The 16,401-nt window shown below is 43.6% G+C and carries 15 protein-coding genes; 10 read left to right on the forward strand and 5 right to left on the reverse strand.

Translation table 11 applies throughout. The features are described from left to right. Positions 1-30: 30 nt before the first annotated feature. Positions 31-1,014, forward strand: coding sequence for a pyruvate dehydrogenase complex E1 component subunit beta (locus LWP20_RS05515; RefSeq protein WP_242927125.1), 984 nt, complete (start codon positions 31-33; stop codon positions 1,012-1,014). A 29-nt stretch (positions 1,015-1,043) separates the two neighbouring features. On the opposite strand, the gene LWP20_RS05520 is transcribed toward LWP20_RS05515, so the two are convergent. From LWP20_RS05520 to LWP20_RS05530, 3 genes are all read right to left on the reverse strand, one after another. Continuing rightward, on the reverse strand, positions 1,044-2,000 hold the full coding sequence (locus tag LWP20_RS05520) for a YihY/virulence factor BrkB family protein (protein ID WP_242927126.1): 957 nt from the start codon (positions 1,998-2,000) through the stop codon (positions 1,044-1,046). Between the two features lie 242 nt (positions 2,001-2,242). Then, positions 2,243-2,953 (reverse strand): hypothetical protein, encoded by a 711-nt coding sequence (locus LWP20_RS05525; RefSeq protein ID WP_242927127.1) that lies wholly within the window; start codon positions 2,951-2,953, stop codon positions 2,243-2,245. After that, positions 2,892-3,605, reverse strand: coding sequence for a class I SAM-dependent methyltransferase (locus LWP20_RS05530; protein WP_242927128.1), 714 nt, complete (start codon positions 3,603-3,605; stop codon positions 2,892-2,894). Before LWP20_RS05530 ends, LWP20_RS05525 begins: the two co-directional genes overlap by 62 nt. 202 nt (positions 3,606-3,807) lie before the next feature. Here LWP20_RS05530 and LWP20_RS05535 point away from each other — a divergent pair, with 202 nt between their 5' ends. The 4 genes from LWP20_RS05535 (at position 3,808) to LWP20_RS05550 (ending at position 7,690) form a co-directional block, all read left to right on the forward strand. Further along, on the forward strand, positions 3,808-4,374 hold the full coding sequence (locus LWP20_RS05535) for a DinB family protein (protein WP_242927129.1): 567 nt from the start codon (positions 3,808-3,810) through the stop codon (positions 4,372-4,374). 131 nt (positions 4,375-4,505) lie between these two features. Continuing rightward, positions 4,506-5,411, forward strand: coding sequence for a LysR family transcriptional regulator (locus LWP20_RS05540; protein WP_242927130.1), 906 nt, complete (start codon positions 4,506-4,508; stop codon positions 5,409-5,411). 68 nt (positions 5,412-5,479) lie between these two features. Next, positions 5,480-6,679: a threonine synthase gene (locus LWP20_RS05545; RefSeq protein WP_242927131.1), complete on the forward strand. Its 1,200-nt coding sequence runs from the start codon at positions 5,480-5,482 to the stop codon at positions 6,677-6,679. Positions 6,680-6,790: 111 nt separating this feature from the next. Continuing rightward, a complete protein-coding gene (locus LWP20_RS05550) occupies positions 6,791-7,690 on the forward strand; it encodes a polysaccharide deacetylase family protein (RefSeq protein WP_242927132.1) in 900 nt (299 codons plus the stop codon). Positions 7,691-7,782: 92 nt separating this feature from the next. Here LWP20_RS05550 and LWP20_RS05555 read toward each other — a convergent pair whose 3' ends face one another. Continuing rightward, complete coding sequence (locus LWP20_RS05555; RefSeq protein WP_242927133.1) at positions 7,783-8,382, reverse strand: DUF6565 domain-containing protein; 600 nt, start codon at positions 8,380-8,382, stop codon at positions 7,783-7,785. 728 nt (positions 8,383-9,110) lie between these two features. On the opposite strand from LWP20_RS05555, the gene LWP20_RS05560 reads away from it, so the two are divergent. From LWP20_RS05560 to LWP20_RS05580, 5 genes are all read left to right on the forward strand, one after another. Next, positions 9,111-9,590, forward strand: coding sequence for a nucleoside deaminase (locus LWP20_RS05560; RefSeq protein WP_242927134.1), 480 nt, complete (start codon positions 9,111-9,113; stop codon positions 9,588-9,590). A gap of 137 nt (positions 9,591-9,727) precedes the next feature. Then, positions 9,728-11,251, forward strand: coding sequence for a sensor histidine kinase (locus LWP20_RS05565; protein ID WP_242927135.1), 1,524 nt, complete (start codon positions 9,728-9,730; stop codon positions 11,249-11,251). Next, on the forward strand, positions 11,238-11,948 hold the full coding sequence (locus LWP20_RS05570; protein WP_242927136.1) for a sensor histidine kinase: 711 nt from the start codon (positions 11,238-11,240) through the stop codon (positions 11,946-11,948). Before LWP20_RS05565 ends, LWP20_RS05570 begins: the two co-directional genes overlap by 14 nt. 24 nt (positions 11,949-11,972) lie before the next feature. Beyond that, positions 11,973-12,386 carry a response regulator gene (locus LWP20_RS05575; protein WP_242927137.1) on the forward strand — a complete coding sequence of 138 codons (414 nt, stop codon included), beginning with the start codon at positions 11,973-11,975 and terminating at the stop codon, positions 12,384-12,386. A gap of 86 nt (positions 12,387-12,472) precedes the next feature. Next, positions 12,473-14,797 carry a response regulator gene (locus LWP20_RS05580; protein WP_242927138.1) on the forward strand — a complete coding sequence of 775 codons (2,325 nt, stop codon included), beginning with the start codon at positions 12,473-12,475 and terminating at the stop codon, positions 14,795-14,797. Positions 14,798-14,873: 76 nt separating this feature from the next. Here LWP20_RS05580 and ffh read toward each other — a convergent pair whose 3' ends face one another. Next, a complete protein-coding gene (gene ffh / locus LWP20_RS05585; RefSeq protein WP_242927139.1) occupies positions 14,874-16,208 on the reverse strand; it encodes a signal recognition particle protein in 1,335 nt (444 codons plus the stop codon). Positions 16,209-16,401: the final 193 nt, after the last annotated feature.

A 16,401-nucleotide genomic window follows, 5' to 3' on the forward strand; every position in this document is an offset into this window, starting at 1 on the left:
TACCCACTGAACCGAGAATTAAACATTTATATGCGTACTATACAGTTTAGAGAAGCCCTGCGCGAAGCCATGTCCGAGGAAATGCGCCGCGACCCAAGTGTGTTTTTAATGGGCGAGGAAGTTGCAGAGTATAACGGAGCTTACAAAGTAAGCCAGGGAATGCTGGACGAATTTGGCCCGGAGCGTGTTATTGATACCCCAATTGCTGAACTTGGCTTTGCCGGTATTGGTGTGGGTGCCTCTATGAACGGCCTGCGCCCTATTGTGGAGTTCATGACCTTTAACTTCTCGCTTGTAGCTATAGACCAGGTTATTAACTCTGCTGCTAAAATGATGTCCATGTCAGGTGGCCAGTACTCATGCCCTATGGTTTTCCGTGGGCCAACTGGTAGCGCCGGTATGTTGTCGTCACAGCACTCTCAGAACTTCGAGAACTGGTATGCTAATACGCCAGGCCTTAAAGTTGTAGTTCCTTCCAACCCTTACGATGCGAAAGGTTTGTTAAAAACCTCCATCCGCGATAACGACCCCGTTATTTTTATGGAGTCGGAGCAGATGTACGGCGACAAAGGTGAAGTGCCTGAAGAAGAATACCTGATCCCGATTGGTGTTGCTGACATCAAGCGCGAAGGTACAGATGTAACTATAGTTTCTTTTGGCAAGATGATGAAAGTAGTACTTGCTGCTGCCGAAGAACTTGCAAAAGAAGGCATCAATGCAGAGGTTATCGACCTGCGCACGGTTCGCCCTATCGACTATAAAACGCTTATCGAGTCTGTTAAAAAGACAAACCGCATGGTGGTTGTAGAAGAAGCATGGCCGTTGGCCTCTATTTCTTCTGAACTGGCTTACCACATTCAGAGCAACGCATTTGATTACATGGACGCTCCGGTTAAGCGTGTTACCTGCCGCGACGTTCCGCTTCCTTACGCGCCAACGCTTATCGAGGCATCGTTGCCAAACGTAGCGCGCACTATCGAAGCCGTAAAACAAGTAATGTATAAAAAAGCCTAAGTGCTTTCACATTCATAAGAAAGGCGACTCTATAACGAGTCGCCTTTTTCATTTTCCTTCACCTCTACTTTTCCGGTGTCAGGGTCCATTTCCACTTCTTTTTTTTTCACCTTTACGGCTGTATCTTCAGGCTCTATGTGTTTCTCGTGCGCTTTGGAATATACCTGCGTAAACTCTGCCCCGAACAGGAAAATAACTGCCGTATAGTATACCCATACCAGTATAAGTACCAGCGAGCCTGCCGCGCCATAGGTGTCGGCCAACGGGTCGTGCTGGAAGTATATGTTAAGTACATACTTGCCCAACACAAATAGAATAGACGTGACTATTGCTCCCACCCACACGTTCTTCCACCTGATTTTGGCATCGGGTAAAACCCTGTAAATAGCAGCAAAAATGATGGTGCTAATTATAATGGAAACAAGGATATTACCAATGGTAATAAAGTAAATGGCCACGCCCGAAAACTGCTGACGCAGGAAATCATATACGATACCTAAGGCTACATCTATAGAAAGCGAAACCAGCAGCAGAAAGCCCATACTTATTACCATCGCCAGCGACAGTACCCGGCCAATTAAAAGTTTCAGCCAACCTTTTTCAATTTTAGCCTTAACTTCCCACATGGCATTCAGCGAATCCTGCAGAGCAACAAAAACGGTGGTAGCCGAAAAGATCATGGTAGCCACGCCAACTATAGTTCCGATGGTAGTGGCATCTGAAATAGCGGCATTCTCGATAATATTTTGAAACTGCGCAGCACTGTTCCGGCCAACTATACCTCCCAACTGATTTACAACCTGGCCTTTGACAGCTTCCTGACCAAAGGCTGCACCGGCAATGCGGATGGTAATGATCAGCACAGCCGGCAACGAGAAGATGGTATAAAAGCCAATAATAGCAGCATAATCCAGCGGATTATCGTCCACGAACTCTTTAAAGGTCTGCTTGGTGATCTCCCAGGTGGAGGCAACACGTTTGTTCATGTGCTTATACTTATAGTTGTGACGAACAGTAATTTGCTCGAAATCAGCTATAGGTACGGGAAATTATACTTTGTTGATACCAAGTACTAGAGTTGGGCATATTTTATAATTACACTCGTTCACATCCCGCAAGTGTGAGGTATTGGTTGGTGCCCCGCCAGGTTATACTTAATCGGTAAATTAATGCGGCCAGAGGCCGAAGGTTAGCTTACACTCGCGGGACGCGAGCGAAGGCAGGATTTCTATTTTAATTTCAACTCCTTCAGCCTATTCCACTCTTGTTGAGTTGATAAACATAGAACTTGTACAGTTTGCAGATAACTGATTATATCTTTTAGATAATAATCTAAAATCACGCCCTCTATCTCTCTGAATTCATATTCATCTAACCTCTGGAATCTTGTTCTTATGATTTGTTTGTCTTTCAGGAATAAAACCAAAGTATTGTCAACACCTTGGGAGAAGGGATCTTCAAATTTCTCTCTTAAACCTCTAGTCCATCTTTCATTTCCAAGCCAGTCTCTACCTTCAAACTCTATGTTCCAGATAACATCTAAAGGATAAATTTTATCAGCAATTATGATGGCATCCTTACTGAAGATGATATGCCCTTCCAGTTTTCCTTTTAGTGGTTTATAAGCATTTCTTATTGTCAAACTTAATGCAATCCGATATACAAATGGAAGTATTGGAGCGAAAAATAAAGCAATAAATGTCGGATGAGATTCAGGAACATTAACTAAATACTTGAGAATCAAAACAAGCAGTATTACAGCTAATATAAAAGCATAACTCTTATAAGTTCTGGTCCAATAAAAGGAATCGGGTTTATAAATAGAGAACTTCTTCACCTGAACTATAAGATCATCTAAATTAGATTCATCCCCAACCCTATCCCTGCAACGCCAGCTTTGCCAGGTAATTACCGTTTTCGCCTTCGTATAGTATTTCAAAAGTATAGCCGTGCTTTTCGGCGTAATCCTGAAGTATAGCCGGATCAATGAAAAGCCATTTAAACCAGCCGCTTTCCTGATCTTTATACTTCATTTTATACTTTACTTCCCCATAGTATCCGGCATTCAAGTCTATCACATAAGAGCCGTCTTCGTCTTCAAACATATACAGGATATCCGACGATTCAAGTAAGATCTGGCCCTGAGGGTTCAGGAGCGTTTTAGCATGTTTCAGCAAACGGTCCAAGCCTGCCAGGTTGCCGGCAATACCAACGCCATTCATCAGCAGCAATAGCGTATCGAAGGTCTGGTCTTTAAGCTTGAAAACATCCTGCTGCAGTACGTTTTTAACGCCACGCTGCTGCAGTGCGGCCACTGCCCCACCCGATATATCGATGGCTGTAACGTCGAGGCCTCGCTCCTGTAGCGGCAAACTATGGCAACCCGCCCCGGCGCCAATATCCAGTACCTTACCACGGCATTGTTCCAGTGCAAGTAACTCCAGTTCAGGCATTTCTTCTTCTGTCCGGAAAAGGTAACTTACAGGTATTACATCTTCTTCTGTTAAGTCGCTCTCAACTATGATATCAGCAGCTTTTGCACCTTTCAGGTAATCCTGTACTGCTGCTCCTATCGGGTCTTTTTTCTCCATTTTCTGCATTATTGGTTTACAAAGTACGGCACAATTTCTCTTTATTAAAACCTGTTATTGAATAAAACCAATTATCTTAACAGGCTAATATTATAACATATCACTATATACCAACACTTTACACTTAACTAAGTACTGGTAGTGGTTGCATTAATTAAAATTTTTTGTAGCTTTAGCTATAGTTCTCCAACGCATACGCTTTATGAGTACAATCGTTTATAGCCACAGCCAACTCATGAACCCAAAACTGGAAGTTAAATATCTACGGTTAGAACAAACACGAAACCGCCTGCTAGATAACCTTGAAAGTATGGATGATTCGTTGCTGAACACGTTGGCTCCGGAAGGTAAATGGTCTATAAACCAGACAATTGCTCATTTAATTATAGTAGAGGAGCTAACTATCAGCTACATCCGGAACAAGATATCGAAAGAGCATGAGTTGCAACATACTTCCCTGTCGAACACGCTGAAAAGTATACTGCTGAAGATAGCGCTTAAATCTGGTATGAAGTTTAAAGCGCCTGCCTCAGTTGCTACCGTACCGGATACTGCCTATCTCAAATCGTTGCGCCACCGCTGGGACGAAGTACGTTTTCAGTTAGAAGACCTGCTGACCGAAATTCCACCCCAACTCCTGGATAAATGCCTTTTTAAGCACCCTTATGCGGGTCCGCTTTCTATCACCCAAACACTGCACTTCCTACAGGACCATTACGACCATCATCTCCGTCAGATTAATCACCTCAAACAGCACCTTTTAAAGTAGTTTATACTTTTAGTAAATTCATTTATAAGTATAATTAAACTACTACATTGCCAGATGCCGTATTGCACAGAGTAGATTGTACTGCAATTTAGTTTAACAACTATAATACTTTTCCCTGATTCCGGCATTTTATGATCTCGCATAAGCACGAAGTTTTTATTGAAGTTGCCCGTTTACTTAGCTTTACCAAAGCCAGCCAAAGCTTGTTTATCAGTCAATCGGCTATAAGCAAACAGGTAAAAGCGCTGGAAGAATACTATAAAACCGGTTTGTTTGAGCGGCATGGCAACAGTGTGAGCCTCACCCCTGCCGGCAAGCTGTTGTATCAAAAACTACTGGTAGCCAAGCAACTGCAACAGGAACTACACCAGGAAGTGCAGGCCATTAACGAAAATTTCTCGCCGCAGGTGCGCATGGTATTAGGTGCCAGCACCACTATTTCGCTTTATATCATTCCGCCGGTACTTTCTGCCTATCTTCAAAAGAACCCCAATGTGCAGCTGACTTTAAAAAACCGCAACAGCGAAAATATACTGAAAGCGTTACTGGATCATGAAATAGATCTGGGTATTGTAGAAGGCATTAACAAGGTCAGTAATGTTACTTACAGCCCTTTTATGGCCGATGAGGTTATTGCGGTATGTTCATCTAAAAACCCACTAAAGAAACAGCAGCTGGAGGTCAAAGACCTGTATGATATTCCGCTTGCTTTGCGGGAATCGGGCTCGGGAACGCTAGCTGTGCTGGAAGAAGCTTTGCTGAAAAAGAACGTGAAATTAATGGACCTCCCCATTAAAATAAGGCTTGGCGGCACAGAAGCGCTTAAAAATTTTGTACGCGTGGATACCTGCCTCTCTTTTTTGCCGCGGCAGGCAGTAAAAAAAGAGCTGCAATCGGGTGAATTGGTCGAGGTAAAAATTCAGGACCTGTCGGTAACACGTACTTTTAACTTTATCCAGCGAAAGGGCACCGAGAATAACCATCCTTACAAAGATTTTATGCAGTTTACCAAAAGGCATTATTCCAAATCAGCATAGGCTATTCTGATTCTCTATTTTGTTTCGTCATAGGTCGGGTCTTATTTGCCGTACAATTTACTATGACTATGGAAACAATTACTTCTTCGATTAGCCGCATTACAACCCTTGCATGCTCTAACTGTGGTAAAGCACATTCGCCTTTAGAATTACAAACGCTATCAGGTTGCTGTGCACTGCCGTTATCTGCAAAGTATAGCCTTACAGAACCCATTTCCAAAGAGGTCTTGCAAAACCGTGCAGGTACCATGTGGCGCTACCGTGAGCTCCTGCCATTGCTCTCTGATAAAAATATGGTAAGCCTTGGTGAGGGGTACACTCCTATACTTACTTTAGCTAACCTGGCTGCAAAATATAACCTTAACTCGCTGCAGCTAAAAGACGAAGGCCAGAACCCAACGGGCTCTTTTAAAGCACGCGGCCTCAGTATGGCTATTTCCAAAGCAAAAGAGTTTGGTGTAGAGGGTTGCATTATACCAACTGCTGGTAATGCGGGCGTGGCTATGGCTTCCTATTGTGCAAAGGCCAATATGAGAGCAGTAGTGGTAATGCCACGCCATACGCCAAAGGCTTTCAGAGAAGAATGCTACTGGTACGGCGCAGAAGTACACTTGCTGGATGGCTTAATAAACGATTGCGCCGCCAAAGCCAAAGAACTTAACGCCGAGGGGCAGCTGCTGGATGTATCTACACTCAAAGAGCCGTACCGCCTGGAAGGTAAAAAAACGATGGGTTTTGAGATCGCAGAACAACTAAACTGGAACCTGCCAGACGTTATACTTTACCCGGCCGGTGGCGGAACAGGCCTGATCGGTATCTGGAAAGCTTTCCGTGAAATGCAGCAGTTAGGTTGGTTACCGGCAAGTATAAAACTGCCCCGTATGGTAGCAGTGCAGGCATCAAATTGCCAGCCACTTGTAGCTACTTATACTGGCCAGCAGGCAAATGCACAGCAGTATAATGGCCAGCCTACAATTGCAAACGGCCTGGCAGTACCGCGCCCGATTGGCGAACAAATGATGCTGCAGGTATTACACGAATCCCAGGGGACTGCTATAGGCATTACTGAGGAGGAAATGATAACCGGCCTACAGGAACTTGGCAGAGTAGAGGGTTTATTTGTGGCTCCGGAAGGAGCTGCCGTCTGGATGGCTGCCCGCAAACTCCTCGCATCCGACTGGCTATCTGAAACCGAGCATATACTACTTCTGAATACAGGTTCCGGGCAAAAGTACATGGATAATATCGAAGGAAAGTATAAAAGCTGATCACCATCATCATCCCATACTCTTAGATTATACTTAAGTGTATGGAAAATACTTTTTAGCGGAAGGACTTAACAGGAAATTCTATATATTAGGAGTGTTTAGCCTAACCTTATGAAATTTCCTTACGCTTACTCTCTTATTCCTTTTTCTGCCTTTATACTTTTGTTTTCGTCCTGCACTCAAAACTCTGACGCACAAGCAAATCACAACATTCCGGAGCAACCTGTTCAACAGCAGCCTTCTCAGCCAGCTACTCCAGCACTAGCTAATCAGGACACTGCCGATGCGCCTGCCCCGGAACTAAAACCTGCTGATGCAGCTACCATACTTGCCCGTAAGCAGGTGCCTCTACTTTGTTACCACCAGGTCCGGGATTGGAAACCAAGCGACTCTAAAGTGGCAAAGGATTACATTGTGCCGGTTGCCCGTTTTAAAGAACAGATCAAAATGCTGGCTGATAGCGGTTATCATACTATACTGCCGGACCAGTTGTATGATTACCTAACCACCGGCAAGCCCCTCCCCGAAAAACCAGTGATGATCACATTTGACGATACAAACCTGGACCAGTTTACAGTTGCGGCGCCGGAGTTGGAAAAGTATGGTTTCAAAGGCATGTTCTTTATCATGACAGTTTCGTTGGGCAGGCCACGCTATATGAGCAAAGACCAGGTAAAAGCACTTTCAGATGCCGGCCACGGCATCGGCTCTCATACCTGGGACCATCACAATGTAAAAAAATACGAAGGCAAGGATTGGGAGAAACAACTCGATAAACCAGCGAAACAACTGGAAAGTATAACCGGTAAGCCTGTAACATACTTTGCCTACCCTTTCGGACTTTGGAATGAGGCAGCCTTACCGCACCTGGAGCAACGCAATATTAAAATGGCTTTCCAGCTGGCAGCTAAACAACACCAGGAAAAGCCGCTTTATACCGTACGCCGCATCATTGCCAGCGGCTACTGGAGTGCTAACTCCTTGCGCCAAAGTATGGTAAACAGTTTTTAAAGCTCAAGCTCATAAAAAAAGGAGCTATACTTTCTTTGTTAAAGTATAGCTCCTTTTTTTATACTGCCCTGAGGCTCAGCCTGACAATCAGATTAATCCCGCACGTCATCAGAACTTTCCAGTGTCCGGAACTCCATTTGCAGGGCTTTAATTTTTACCTGCTCATCCGTAGTTAAGTCATCATCTACTTCATCTTTGCGCTTATCCAGCTCATCGCGTACCATCTTGGCCATTTCCCAATCTTTATCTGTCCAGTTCTTGTGCTCTTCCCTTACTTTATCCATAAAAGCAATGTATACATCACGCACATTAGCTCCTGTTATAGTATTTCTGTCGGCATAGCTACCGAGTAACCGTTCTTGCCAGGTTGTCAGAGATTCGCGCTGAGCCAAAGTGCGGGCTCTTTCCTCGTCAGCATCATTAAATTTTTGCTTTAGCTGAGCGTATTCCTGCTTTATTTCATCAGAGAAATTTTCCTGCTGGTCATCCAGTTCCTGGGTACGCAGCTTAAAATCATCTTTTGTGCGTTGCCAGTCTTCCTCAGTGCGGTCGCTTACTTTCTCAGTTTGCATGTTTACCCATGTCCTGAAATCGCTTATGTCGTCACCTATTTCCTGCTCTTTGGAAGCCGAGCAGCCGCTGAGCAAGCTATTTGTCAGTAGCACGAATGCCAGCAGCAGATATTTCGCCATAATTTTCATAGTCCTATAGTTATAGTTATAATTGATTCAGTAATTGATACGAAGCTAACTTCCATAAGGTACTTATATACAAATAGATATAAGAAATATAAACAATTTAACAGAATCGGATTTGTACATATTTTTACAAAACTATGCGGGTTCATTAGCGTAAAAGAACTCAAGCAGATTAAATATTTTATAATTATAATAAACATATTTATAATAAAGTATAAAAATATTCGACTTTAAAATATAGCCTGCCGGCTGATAATTATATTAGAATAGCGCCGGCAGACACTGTTTGTAATAGCTTACACTACGAGTATGCGCTAAGTTGGCACAAGTGTAGTGTAAGCTATTTATGTTTAAAAATTTATACTTATCCGGAACAGTATTTCATCACACTAATAAGATCATAATTGTACTGTTTTAGGTAAGAAATTATTTTCAATCCCTAGTTCACCTTCTTTCCAGCGCTTTCTAAGCTATTTCATGTATAAACCTATTCTTTTCCTGCCTGCCACTTATCTACCAATTGAGCAAGAGAGTTTATTTTATAAAGTATAGTATAGCTGCCTATGCCTGCCTGATACTTTGCTTTAAGTATAAACTATACCTGATTAAGTATTTATTGCAAGATTTAATCGATCTCCAGCGAAAAATCATACTTTATACACCGGATTTATACTTTGCTTTGATAAATTAAAAGTATAAACTTGACTTAAGGCTTTAAAAGTATGATAATGAGATCAGAAGAAGATTTTATGTGTGAGGCAATCCGCCTTTCAATCGAGAAGATGGAAGCAGGCTTTGGCGGGCCTTTTGGTGCTGTGGTTGTGCGCAACGGCGAAATCATTGCATACGGCTATAACAACGTAACCTCATCTAACGACCCTACTGCCCATGCCGAAGTGGATGCTATCCGGAAAGCATGCCAGGCGCTTGGCACTTACCAGCTAAACGATTGCGAACTTTACACCAGCTGCGAGCCTTGCCCAATGTGCCTGGGTGCAATTTATTGGGCTCGCCCCAGAAAAGTATACTATGGCAATACCAAAGCCGACGCAGCCGCTATTGGTTTCGATGATCAGTTTATTTACGAAGAATTAAACAAAGAACTGCCCAACAGGCAAATACCCATGGTACAATTGCTGCACGAAGAAGCACTCGAAAGTTTTAAAGCCTGGCAACAGAAAACTGACCGGCAAGAATATTAAACTGTAGGATCACTATCTTTGTAAAGAGTTTCTGATAAAGTTAACTCCATCATTTACCAACACGCCTGCATATTTAATTGGCCTGAATGTACTTTATAACCAGTACGATAGTTACCATAGTTGCCTAAGTGCCCTTTATGAAGCTTATTACTAAAATTTACCTTGCCTTTGCCTCCATCCTGCTGATATTCTGTTCTGTTACGGTTATGTATGTTCGGCAGTCCAACAAAGTTGAGCGTGCAACGCAGGAGGCAATAAATGCTACAGAAGTATTACACATATCCGAATCGCTTGAAAAAGCGATTGTTGACAGCGAAACAGGCGTAAGAGGGTATCATGTATCAGAAAATGAGGAGTTTCTGGAGCCTTATTACTCTGGTCGCCGTGAGTATGCAGTACGTTATGCCGAGTTGCTGGGCAAAGTAAAAGACCCAGGCCAGCGAAAGCGCCTGTTTGCAATAGACTCAACTTACAGGCACTGGCAGAATGCATTTGCAAAAAAGGCAATACAACTCAAACGCGAAGCACTTCAATCGCCGGCAGCAGAGCCAGCTTTTAACGCATTCCTGGTAAATTATTTACGGGCCGGCTTCGGGAAACGCATCATGGATAACATCAGGCGTCAAATTAATGTATTTGATTACCAGGAGAAGGTACTAAAGCAAAAGCACGTAGAAAACCTTAACAAAACCATGCGCTTTACCGACGAACTCTCTGTCACGCTCACAATTATATCGATAGTGCTGGGAGTAATTGTGATGCTGATGTTGGGCAAAGCAATAGGTGGCCGCTTGAAGGAAATGGTAAAAATGGCTGATGAAGTTGCGCAGGGTCGGTTTGATGTTAAAATAAGAGATACCAAACATGATGAAATAAGCAACGTGATCCATTCGCTCAACATCATGGTTAAAAAATTAAATGCCTCTTTCACAAACCTCCAGAAAACAAATAAAGAACTTGACCAGTTTGCCTATGTTGTTTCGCACGATCTGAAAGCACCATTACGGGCCATAAACAGCCTTGCCGAATGGATACAGGAAGACCTGCCCACTGTAGAACCTGATGTGCAACGCAACCTCCAACTGATGCGCGGCCGTGCCCAACGTATGGAAAACCTTATCAACGGTATACTTGAATACTCACGGATTGGCCGTAAGGAGTTGCCAATATCTACATTTCCGGTAACCCAACTCCTTCACGAAATTATAGATTCCTTATCACCGGCAGAGAATGTTACAATTGAAGTAAAAGGCCCACTACCCAATGTTACTACTGAAAGAATACTGTTGCACCAGGTGTTCAGCAATCTTATCAACAACGCTATCAAGTATAATAATAAGCCACAGCCTCATATTAGCATAGGTTTCCGGGAGTTAGCTCAGGAGTACGAATTTTATGTACAAGATAACGGGCCGGGAATTCCTGAAGCATTCCATGAAAAGATTTTTGGTGTTTTCCAGACGATAGACGCCAGAGATACAAAGGAAAGTACAGGTATTGGCCTGGCCATCGTGCAGAAAATTGTAGAAGAAAAAGGCGGCGTTGTTACCGTTACTTCTGCAGAAGACCAAGGCTGTATGTTTACTTTCAGCTGGCCAAAACTTACTCCTGCAGCAGTTACTCCTGAATTTAAAACTCAACTACATTATGCAAACAGATAAAGACCTGTGCCAGAAACAAATTGACCTTCTGAAACAAGATTTAGAAGAGTTTGCCTACATCGTATCACATGATCTGAAAGCGCCTGTGCGGGCCATTTCCAACCTCTCATCCTGGATTGAAGAAGACCTCGGCGAAGATTTGCCCGCTGAGGTAATGCATAACATGCAATTGCTGCGCAACCGTGCCGCCCGAATGGAAAAAATGATCGAAGCCCTGCTCCAGTACTCACGCGTGCAGAGGTATGATCTTGCAACCGGCACTATAGATGTAAACCAGTTAATGCAGCAATTACAAGAGCATACTTTTAGTGCCTACCCACTGCAGGTAAACATCCCAAAACCCTTACCGGTGCTGCAAACCTATACTTCTAAAATACAAACCGTGTTTGAGCAGCTGCTTTTAAATGCAATTATTTTCGGCCAGAAGCCGGTAACTCAAATTTCGGTTACAGCCACAAAAGCGGATGGGTTTTACGAGTTTTGTGTAGCAGATAATGGCTGTGGAGTGCCTCAAGAAGCGCTTGACAAGATATTTACCTTGTTTTATACTGTTGCTCCCAAAGATTCGGTTGATACGGTGGGTGCCGGCCTTGCCATTACAAAAAAAATCATTCAATTTGTAGGAGCAACAATTAAGGCCGAACAGAATAAGACAGGTGGCCTAACCATTCGGTTTACCTGGCCCGAAAAAGTATAAAAACTGCTTTTTAGAGTATTGACTATGACTGAAAAACTCGTGAATATCCTTTTAGTTGAAGACGACGAAGTAGATATAATGAATGTGCAGCGCGCGTTCAAGAAAAACAGCATCGATAATCCGCTTTTTATAGCCCGAAATGGCCTTGAAGCACTAGAAATGCTGCGTACCGGGCAGGTTCCTTATCCGCACATTATCATTCTGGATATAAACATGCCCCGCATGAACGGAATAGAGTTTCTGCGCGAACTGCGGGCCGATGAGAACTTTAAGAGCGCAAGCGTTTTTGTAATGACCACTTCAAATGAAGACAGCGATAAGGTCAGCGCCTACAACTTTAACGTGGCAGGCTATATTTTGAAACCGCTTTCGTTCGAGAAATTTATAATATCAGTAGCAACACTAAACAGTTACTGGAAACTTTGCGAGCGACCATAAGCCAGAACCTGTAACTAATCTTAGTATGCTTCGTGCTGCCGCAGAAGCTACTTTTATAGATCAATTAACCTACACTCCTTTACCGCGTGCCAACACTTCTTTCTTTAGCTGAAGTTGCAGATGAGCAGTTACAGATCCTGATTATAGACGATGATCTGGTCGATCAGATGGCCATCAGGCGCTCGCTGAAAAAATCAATTCCCCATGCTGTAATTTATACTTCCAAAACTGCAGAACAAGGCCTAGAGCTTTTAAAGCAACACATATTCGATTGTATTTTTATCGATTTTAAGCTGCCCGATATGGATGGGCTGGCTTTGATGGAGGCTATCAGAAACACAGGCGTTGATATTCCGGTACTTATAGTTACCTCGCATGGCGACGAGCGCATTGCAGCACAAGCTATACTTAAGGGCGCGGCAGATTATATACCCAAAGGCCTTTTAACACCTGAAGGCATCTATCATAGTTTACTGAATGCTATCAGGCTGCACAAAACCGAACAGCAAAGACGAAAGGCCGAAGAACAGCTACGCGCTACCCAACACCAGCTGGAGTTTGTTATAAACAACTCCCCCATGATCTTTATAAACACTGATAGTGAAGGTATAATTACTTTCCTGAAAGGTAAGATAAACAAGGTATTACCTGTAGATGAAAAAGCCATTGTAGGAAGATCGCTTATAGAAGAGTTTAAAGCTTACCCTCGGATTGTAGCCCGCTATAAACGTGCATTAGCCGGCGAAACGGTGCAGTCAACAGACGAGTCGAACGGTTATTTTTTTAAGGCGCATTACATCCCCGTTTTCGATCAGCAGCAGCAAGTAACAGGTGTAACCTGCTTTGTTATTGATATTACAGAGAGCTTCAAAAATGAGCGCGAACTTATACATGCAAAAGAACTAGCCGAAAAATCAGTTCGGGTAAAAGAGCAGTTCATCGCTAATATCAGCCACGAGATACGAACCCCGATGAATGGCATTATCGGCCTAGCTAATGTGCTTTCCAAAACCGCTCTGTCTGAGAATCAACATAAATACCTGAAAGCGATTCGTTCCTCGGCAGATAACCTAATGGTTATTATTAACGACCTGCTGGACTTTTCTAAAATAAGTGCCGAAAAATTTACCATTGAGGAAGTAGACTTTAACCTGTTTGAGCTTATTCAGGAAACTGTAGATTTACTGGAGGTAAAGGCTATTGAGCGCAACAATACGCTCTCCACTTTTATAGACAGCAAGGTACCTGAGAAGATTACTGGAGACCCTACACGTCTGAAACAAGTGCTGCTCAACCTGATCAGTAATGCCGCAAAATTCACGGAAAACGGTCAGATTAAACTCCTGGTAAATGTAAATTCCGATAAAGATGCTGAAGTTATACTTGAGTTTACAGTTGAAGACACAGGTATTGGCATACCAGAAGACAAGCTGCAGGCGATATTTGAAAGTTTTAACCAGGCCAGCAATGATACATCGCGTAAGTATGGCGGCACCGGCCTTGGCTTAACAATCTCAAAAAGCCTGATAGAAATGCAGGGCGGAAGTATAACGGTACGCAGCAAACCGATGTCTGGCAGTGCTTTTACATTCTCGCTGCCTTTCAGGAAACAACAGGAGCCAGTTGCACCGGCTCACCAGCTTAACAATGAACAAGCGACCCTAATATCTCCCCTGTCGGGCTTAAGAATATTACTGGCTGAAGACAACGAGATAAATCAGCTACTGATAAATGCTGTAGTTTCTGGTTGGGATATTGCCATCGATACTGTGGAGAACGGCGCCAAGGCCCTGGAAAACCTGGATAAGTATACCTATGACCTTATACTGATGGATATGCAAATGCCGGAAGTTGATGGTTATGAAGCGATACAACGCATACGCGAATCTGATACTGCCATTGCAACTATACCCATTATAGCCCTGACTGCCCATGCCATACCGGAGGAAATAAACCGCTGCCTGGCAGCCGGCGCAGATGCTTATGTGGCAAAGCCTTTTGAGCCTGAAACACTATACAGTACCATTGCAAAATTAACCCGCCTGGCAGGTATAGACGCAAGTATAAATATTAAGGCCCTGCATGGTATGGCCAGCGGTAACCGGGAGTTTATGGCCGATATTCTGCAAATGTACCTGGCAACTATACCTGAAAATGTGCAGCGCCTGAACATGCTGGCTGCTGGCAGTAATGATACCGAAAGTTTTAAGGCTTGCCTGCTGGAGTTGCTTGATACGGTATCTGTAATTTCGGCCCAGCCTCTTCAGACTACGTTAGAGCAAATGCAGGATAATTTAGAATCCGGAAAAATTCAGGAATTACAGCAATTAATACAGGAAGTAACGCTGCAAAGCCAGGAAACCACAAAATTGCTGGAGCAGGAACTGGCTATAATTCAGGTAAAAAATTAACATACTGGTTGCATAAAAAAAGCGGGGCTATACTTTAGAAGTATAGCCCCGCTTTTTTTATAAGTATATGGCTGAATTAGCGCTTCATCATTTTGGCAAGATTACTTAAACCACCACGTGTACCGGCCATCTTGTTCATTGAGCGCATCATTTTACGCATGTCGTTAAACTGTTTCATCAGGTTGTTTACCTGTGTGATGTCGGTACCGGAACCTTTCGCGATACGGGCACGGCGGCTACCATTTATCATATCCGGGTTTTCGCGCTCGGCAGCCGTCATCGATTTGATGATTGCTTCGATAGGTTTGAATGCGTTTTCGTCAATCTCCACATCCTTCAGGGCTTTACCAACACCCGGTATCATACCAACCAGGTCTTTAATATCACCCATTTTCTTGATCTGCTCCAGCTGTGTCAGGAAGTCATCGAAGTTGAACTGGTTCTTGCGGATCTTTTTGTTGATACGCTTTGCCTCGTCTTCGTCAAACGCCTGCTGCGCACGCTCAACCAGGGAGATCACGTCACCCATGCCAAGTATACGCTGCGCCATACGATCCGGGTAGAACAGATCAAGGGCTTCCATTTTCTCACCAGTAGAGATAAACTTAATAGGCTTCTCAACTACTGCACGGATAGAAAGGGCGGCACCACCACGCGAGTCACCATCCAGTTTGGTAAGTACAACGCCGTCAAAGTTAATGCGCTCGTTAAAGGTTTTAGCTGTATTTACTGCATCCTGTCCTGTCATGGAATCTACCACGAACAATGTTTCAGTTGGCTTAACAGCTGCCTTTATTTCGGCAATTTCTTTCATCATCGCCTCGTCCACGGCCAAACGACCAGCGGTATCGATGATAACTATTTTCTTGTTTGTCTTTTTAGCGTGCTCAATTGCGTTAAGGGCAATCTGAACCGGGTTTTTATTTTCCAGTTCGGTATAAGCCTCCACGCCTACCTGCTCCGCCAAAACCTGCAGCTGGTTTATCGCAGCCGGACGGTAAACGTCGCAGGCAGCTACCAATACATTGCGGTTCTGTTTTTTAAGGTAGTTAGCCAGTTTACCGGTAAAGGTTGTTTTACCAGAACCCTGCAAACCAGCAATAAGGATAACCGCAGGATCGCCTTTGATGCTGATATCCTGCTTTTCGCCACCCATTAATTGGGTCAACTCTTCGTACACGATCTTCACCATCAACTGGCCCGGAGATACAGCAATGAGTACATCACGACCCATGGCTTCTTCTTTGATCTTATCGGTTACAGTTTTGGCAACTTTATAGTTAACGTCGGCATCTACAAGGGCACGGCGTACCTCTTTTATAGTTGCCGCTACGTTGATTTCGGTAATGCTTCCCTGGCCTTTTAGGGTTTTAAAGGCGCGGTCTAACTTGTTACTTAAATTATCAAACATCTCTTTATTCTGGTTTACCTACAAAAATAAGGAATATCTAAGTTAATTACGAATTATGAATTATGATTTACGCCGCTGATTTTATACCTCCTGTTCAGGCATGCTGCTAACCGGGTTTATACATTGGAGCTGCTGAGGCTAAAAACGCAAGTATACAACAGCAATATTGGTTGCCCGTAAAGCCTAACTGGCA

Source organism: Pontibacter vulgaris, from assembly GCF_022758145.1.
Classification (GTDB): domain Bacteria; phylum Bacteroidota; class Bacteroidia; order Cytophagales; family Hymenobacteraceae; genus Pontibacter; species Pontibacter vulgaris.

What these genes read in the sequence shown, in the direction of transcription:
- LWP20_RS05545 (WP_242927131.1), top strand. Translation starts at nt 5,480, where the DNA reads ATGGAAACAATTACTTCTTCGATTAGCCGCATTACAACCCTTGCATGC.
- LWP20_RS05520 (WP_242927126.1), bottom strand. Translation starts at nt 2,000, where the DNA reads ATGAACAAACGTGTTGCCTCCACCTGGGAGATCACCAAGCAGACCTTT.
- LWP20_RS05560 (WP_242927134.1), top strand. Translation starts at nt 9,111, where the DNA reads ATGATAATGAGATCAGAAGAAGATTTTATGTGTGAGGCAATCCGCCTT.
- ffh (WP_242927139.1), bottom strand. Translation starts at nt 16,208, where the DNA reads ATGTTTGATAATTTAAGTAACAAGTTAGACCGCGCCTTTAAAACCCTA.
- LWP20_RS05565 (WP_242927135.1), top strand. Translation starts at nt 9,728, where the DNA reads ATGAAGCTTATTACTAAAATTTACCTTGCCTTTGCCTCCATCCTGCTG.
- LWP20_RS05575 (WP_242927137.1), top strand. Translation starts at nt 11,973, where the DNA reads ATGACTGAAAAACTCGTGAATATCCTTTTAGTTGAAGACGACGAAGTA.
- LWP20_RS05550 (WP_242927132.1), top strand. Translation starts at nt 6,791, where the DNA reads ATGAAATTTCCTTACGCTTACTCTCTTATTCCTTTTTCTGCCTTTATA.
- LWP20_RS05535 (WP_242927129.1), top strand. Translation starts at nt 3,808, where the DNA reads ATGAGTACAATCGTTTATAGCCACAGCCAACTCATGAACCCAAAACTG.
- LWP20_RS05530 (WP_242927128.1), bottom strand. Translation starts at nt 3,605, where the DNA reads ATGGAGAAAAAAGACCCGATAGGAGCAGCAGTACAGGATTACCTGAAA.
- LWP20_RS05515 (WP_242927125.1), top strand. Translation starts at nt 31, where the DNA reads ATGCGTACTATACAGTTTAGAGAAGCCCTGCGCGAAGCCATGTCCGAG.
- LWP20_RS05570 (WP_242927136.1), top strand. Translation starts at nt 11,238, where the DNA reads ATGCAAACAGATAAAGACCTGTGCCAGAAACAAATTGACCTTCTGAAA.
- LWP20_RS05555 (WP_242927133.1), bottom strand. Translation starts at nt 8,382, where the DNA reads ATGGCGAAATATCTGCTGCTGGCATTCGTGCTACTGACAAATAGCTTG.
- LWP20_RS05540 (WP_242927130.1), top strand. Translation starts at nt 4,506, where the DNA reads ATGATCTCGCATAAGCACGAAGTTTTTATTGAAGTTGCCCGTTTACTT.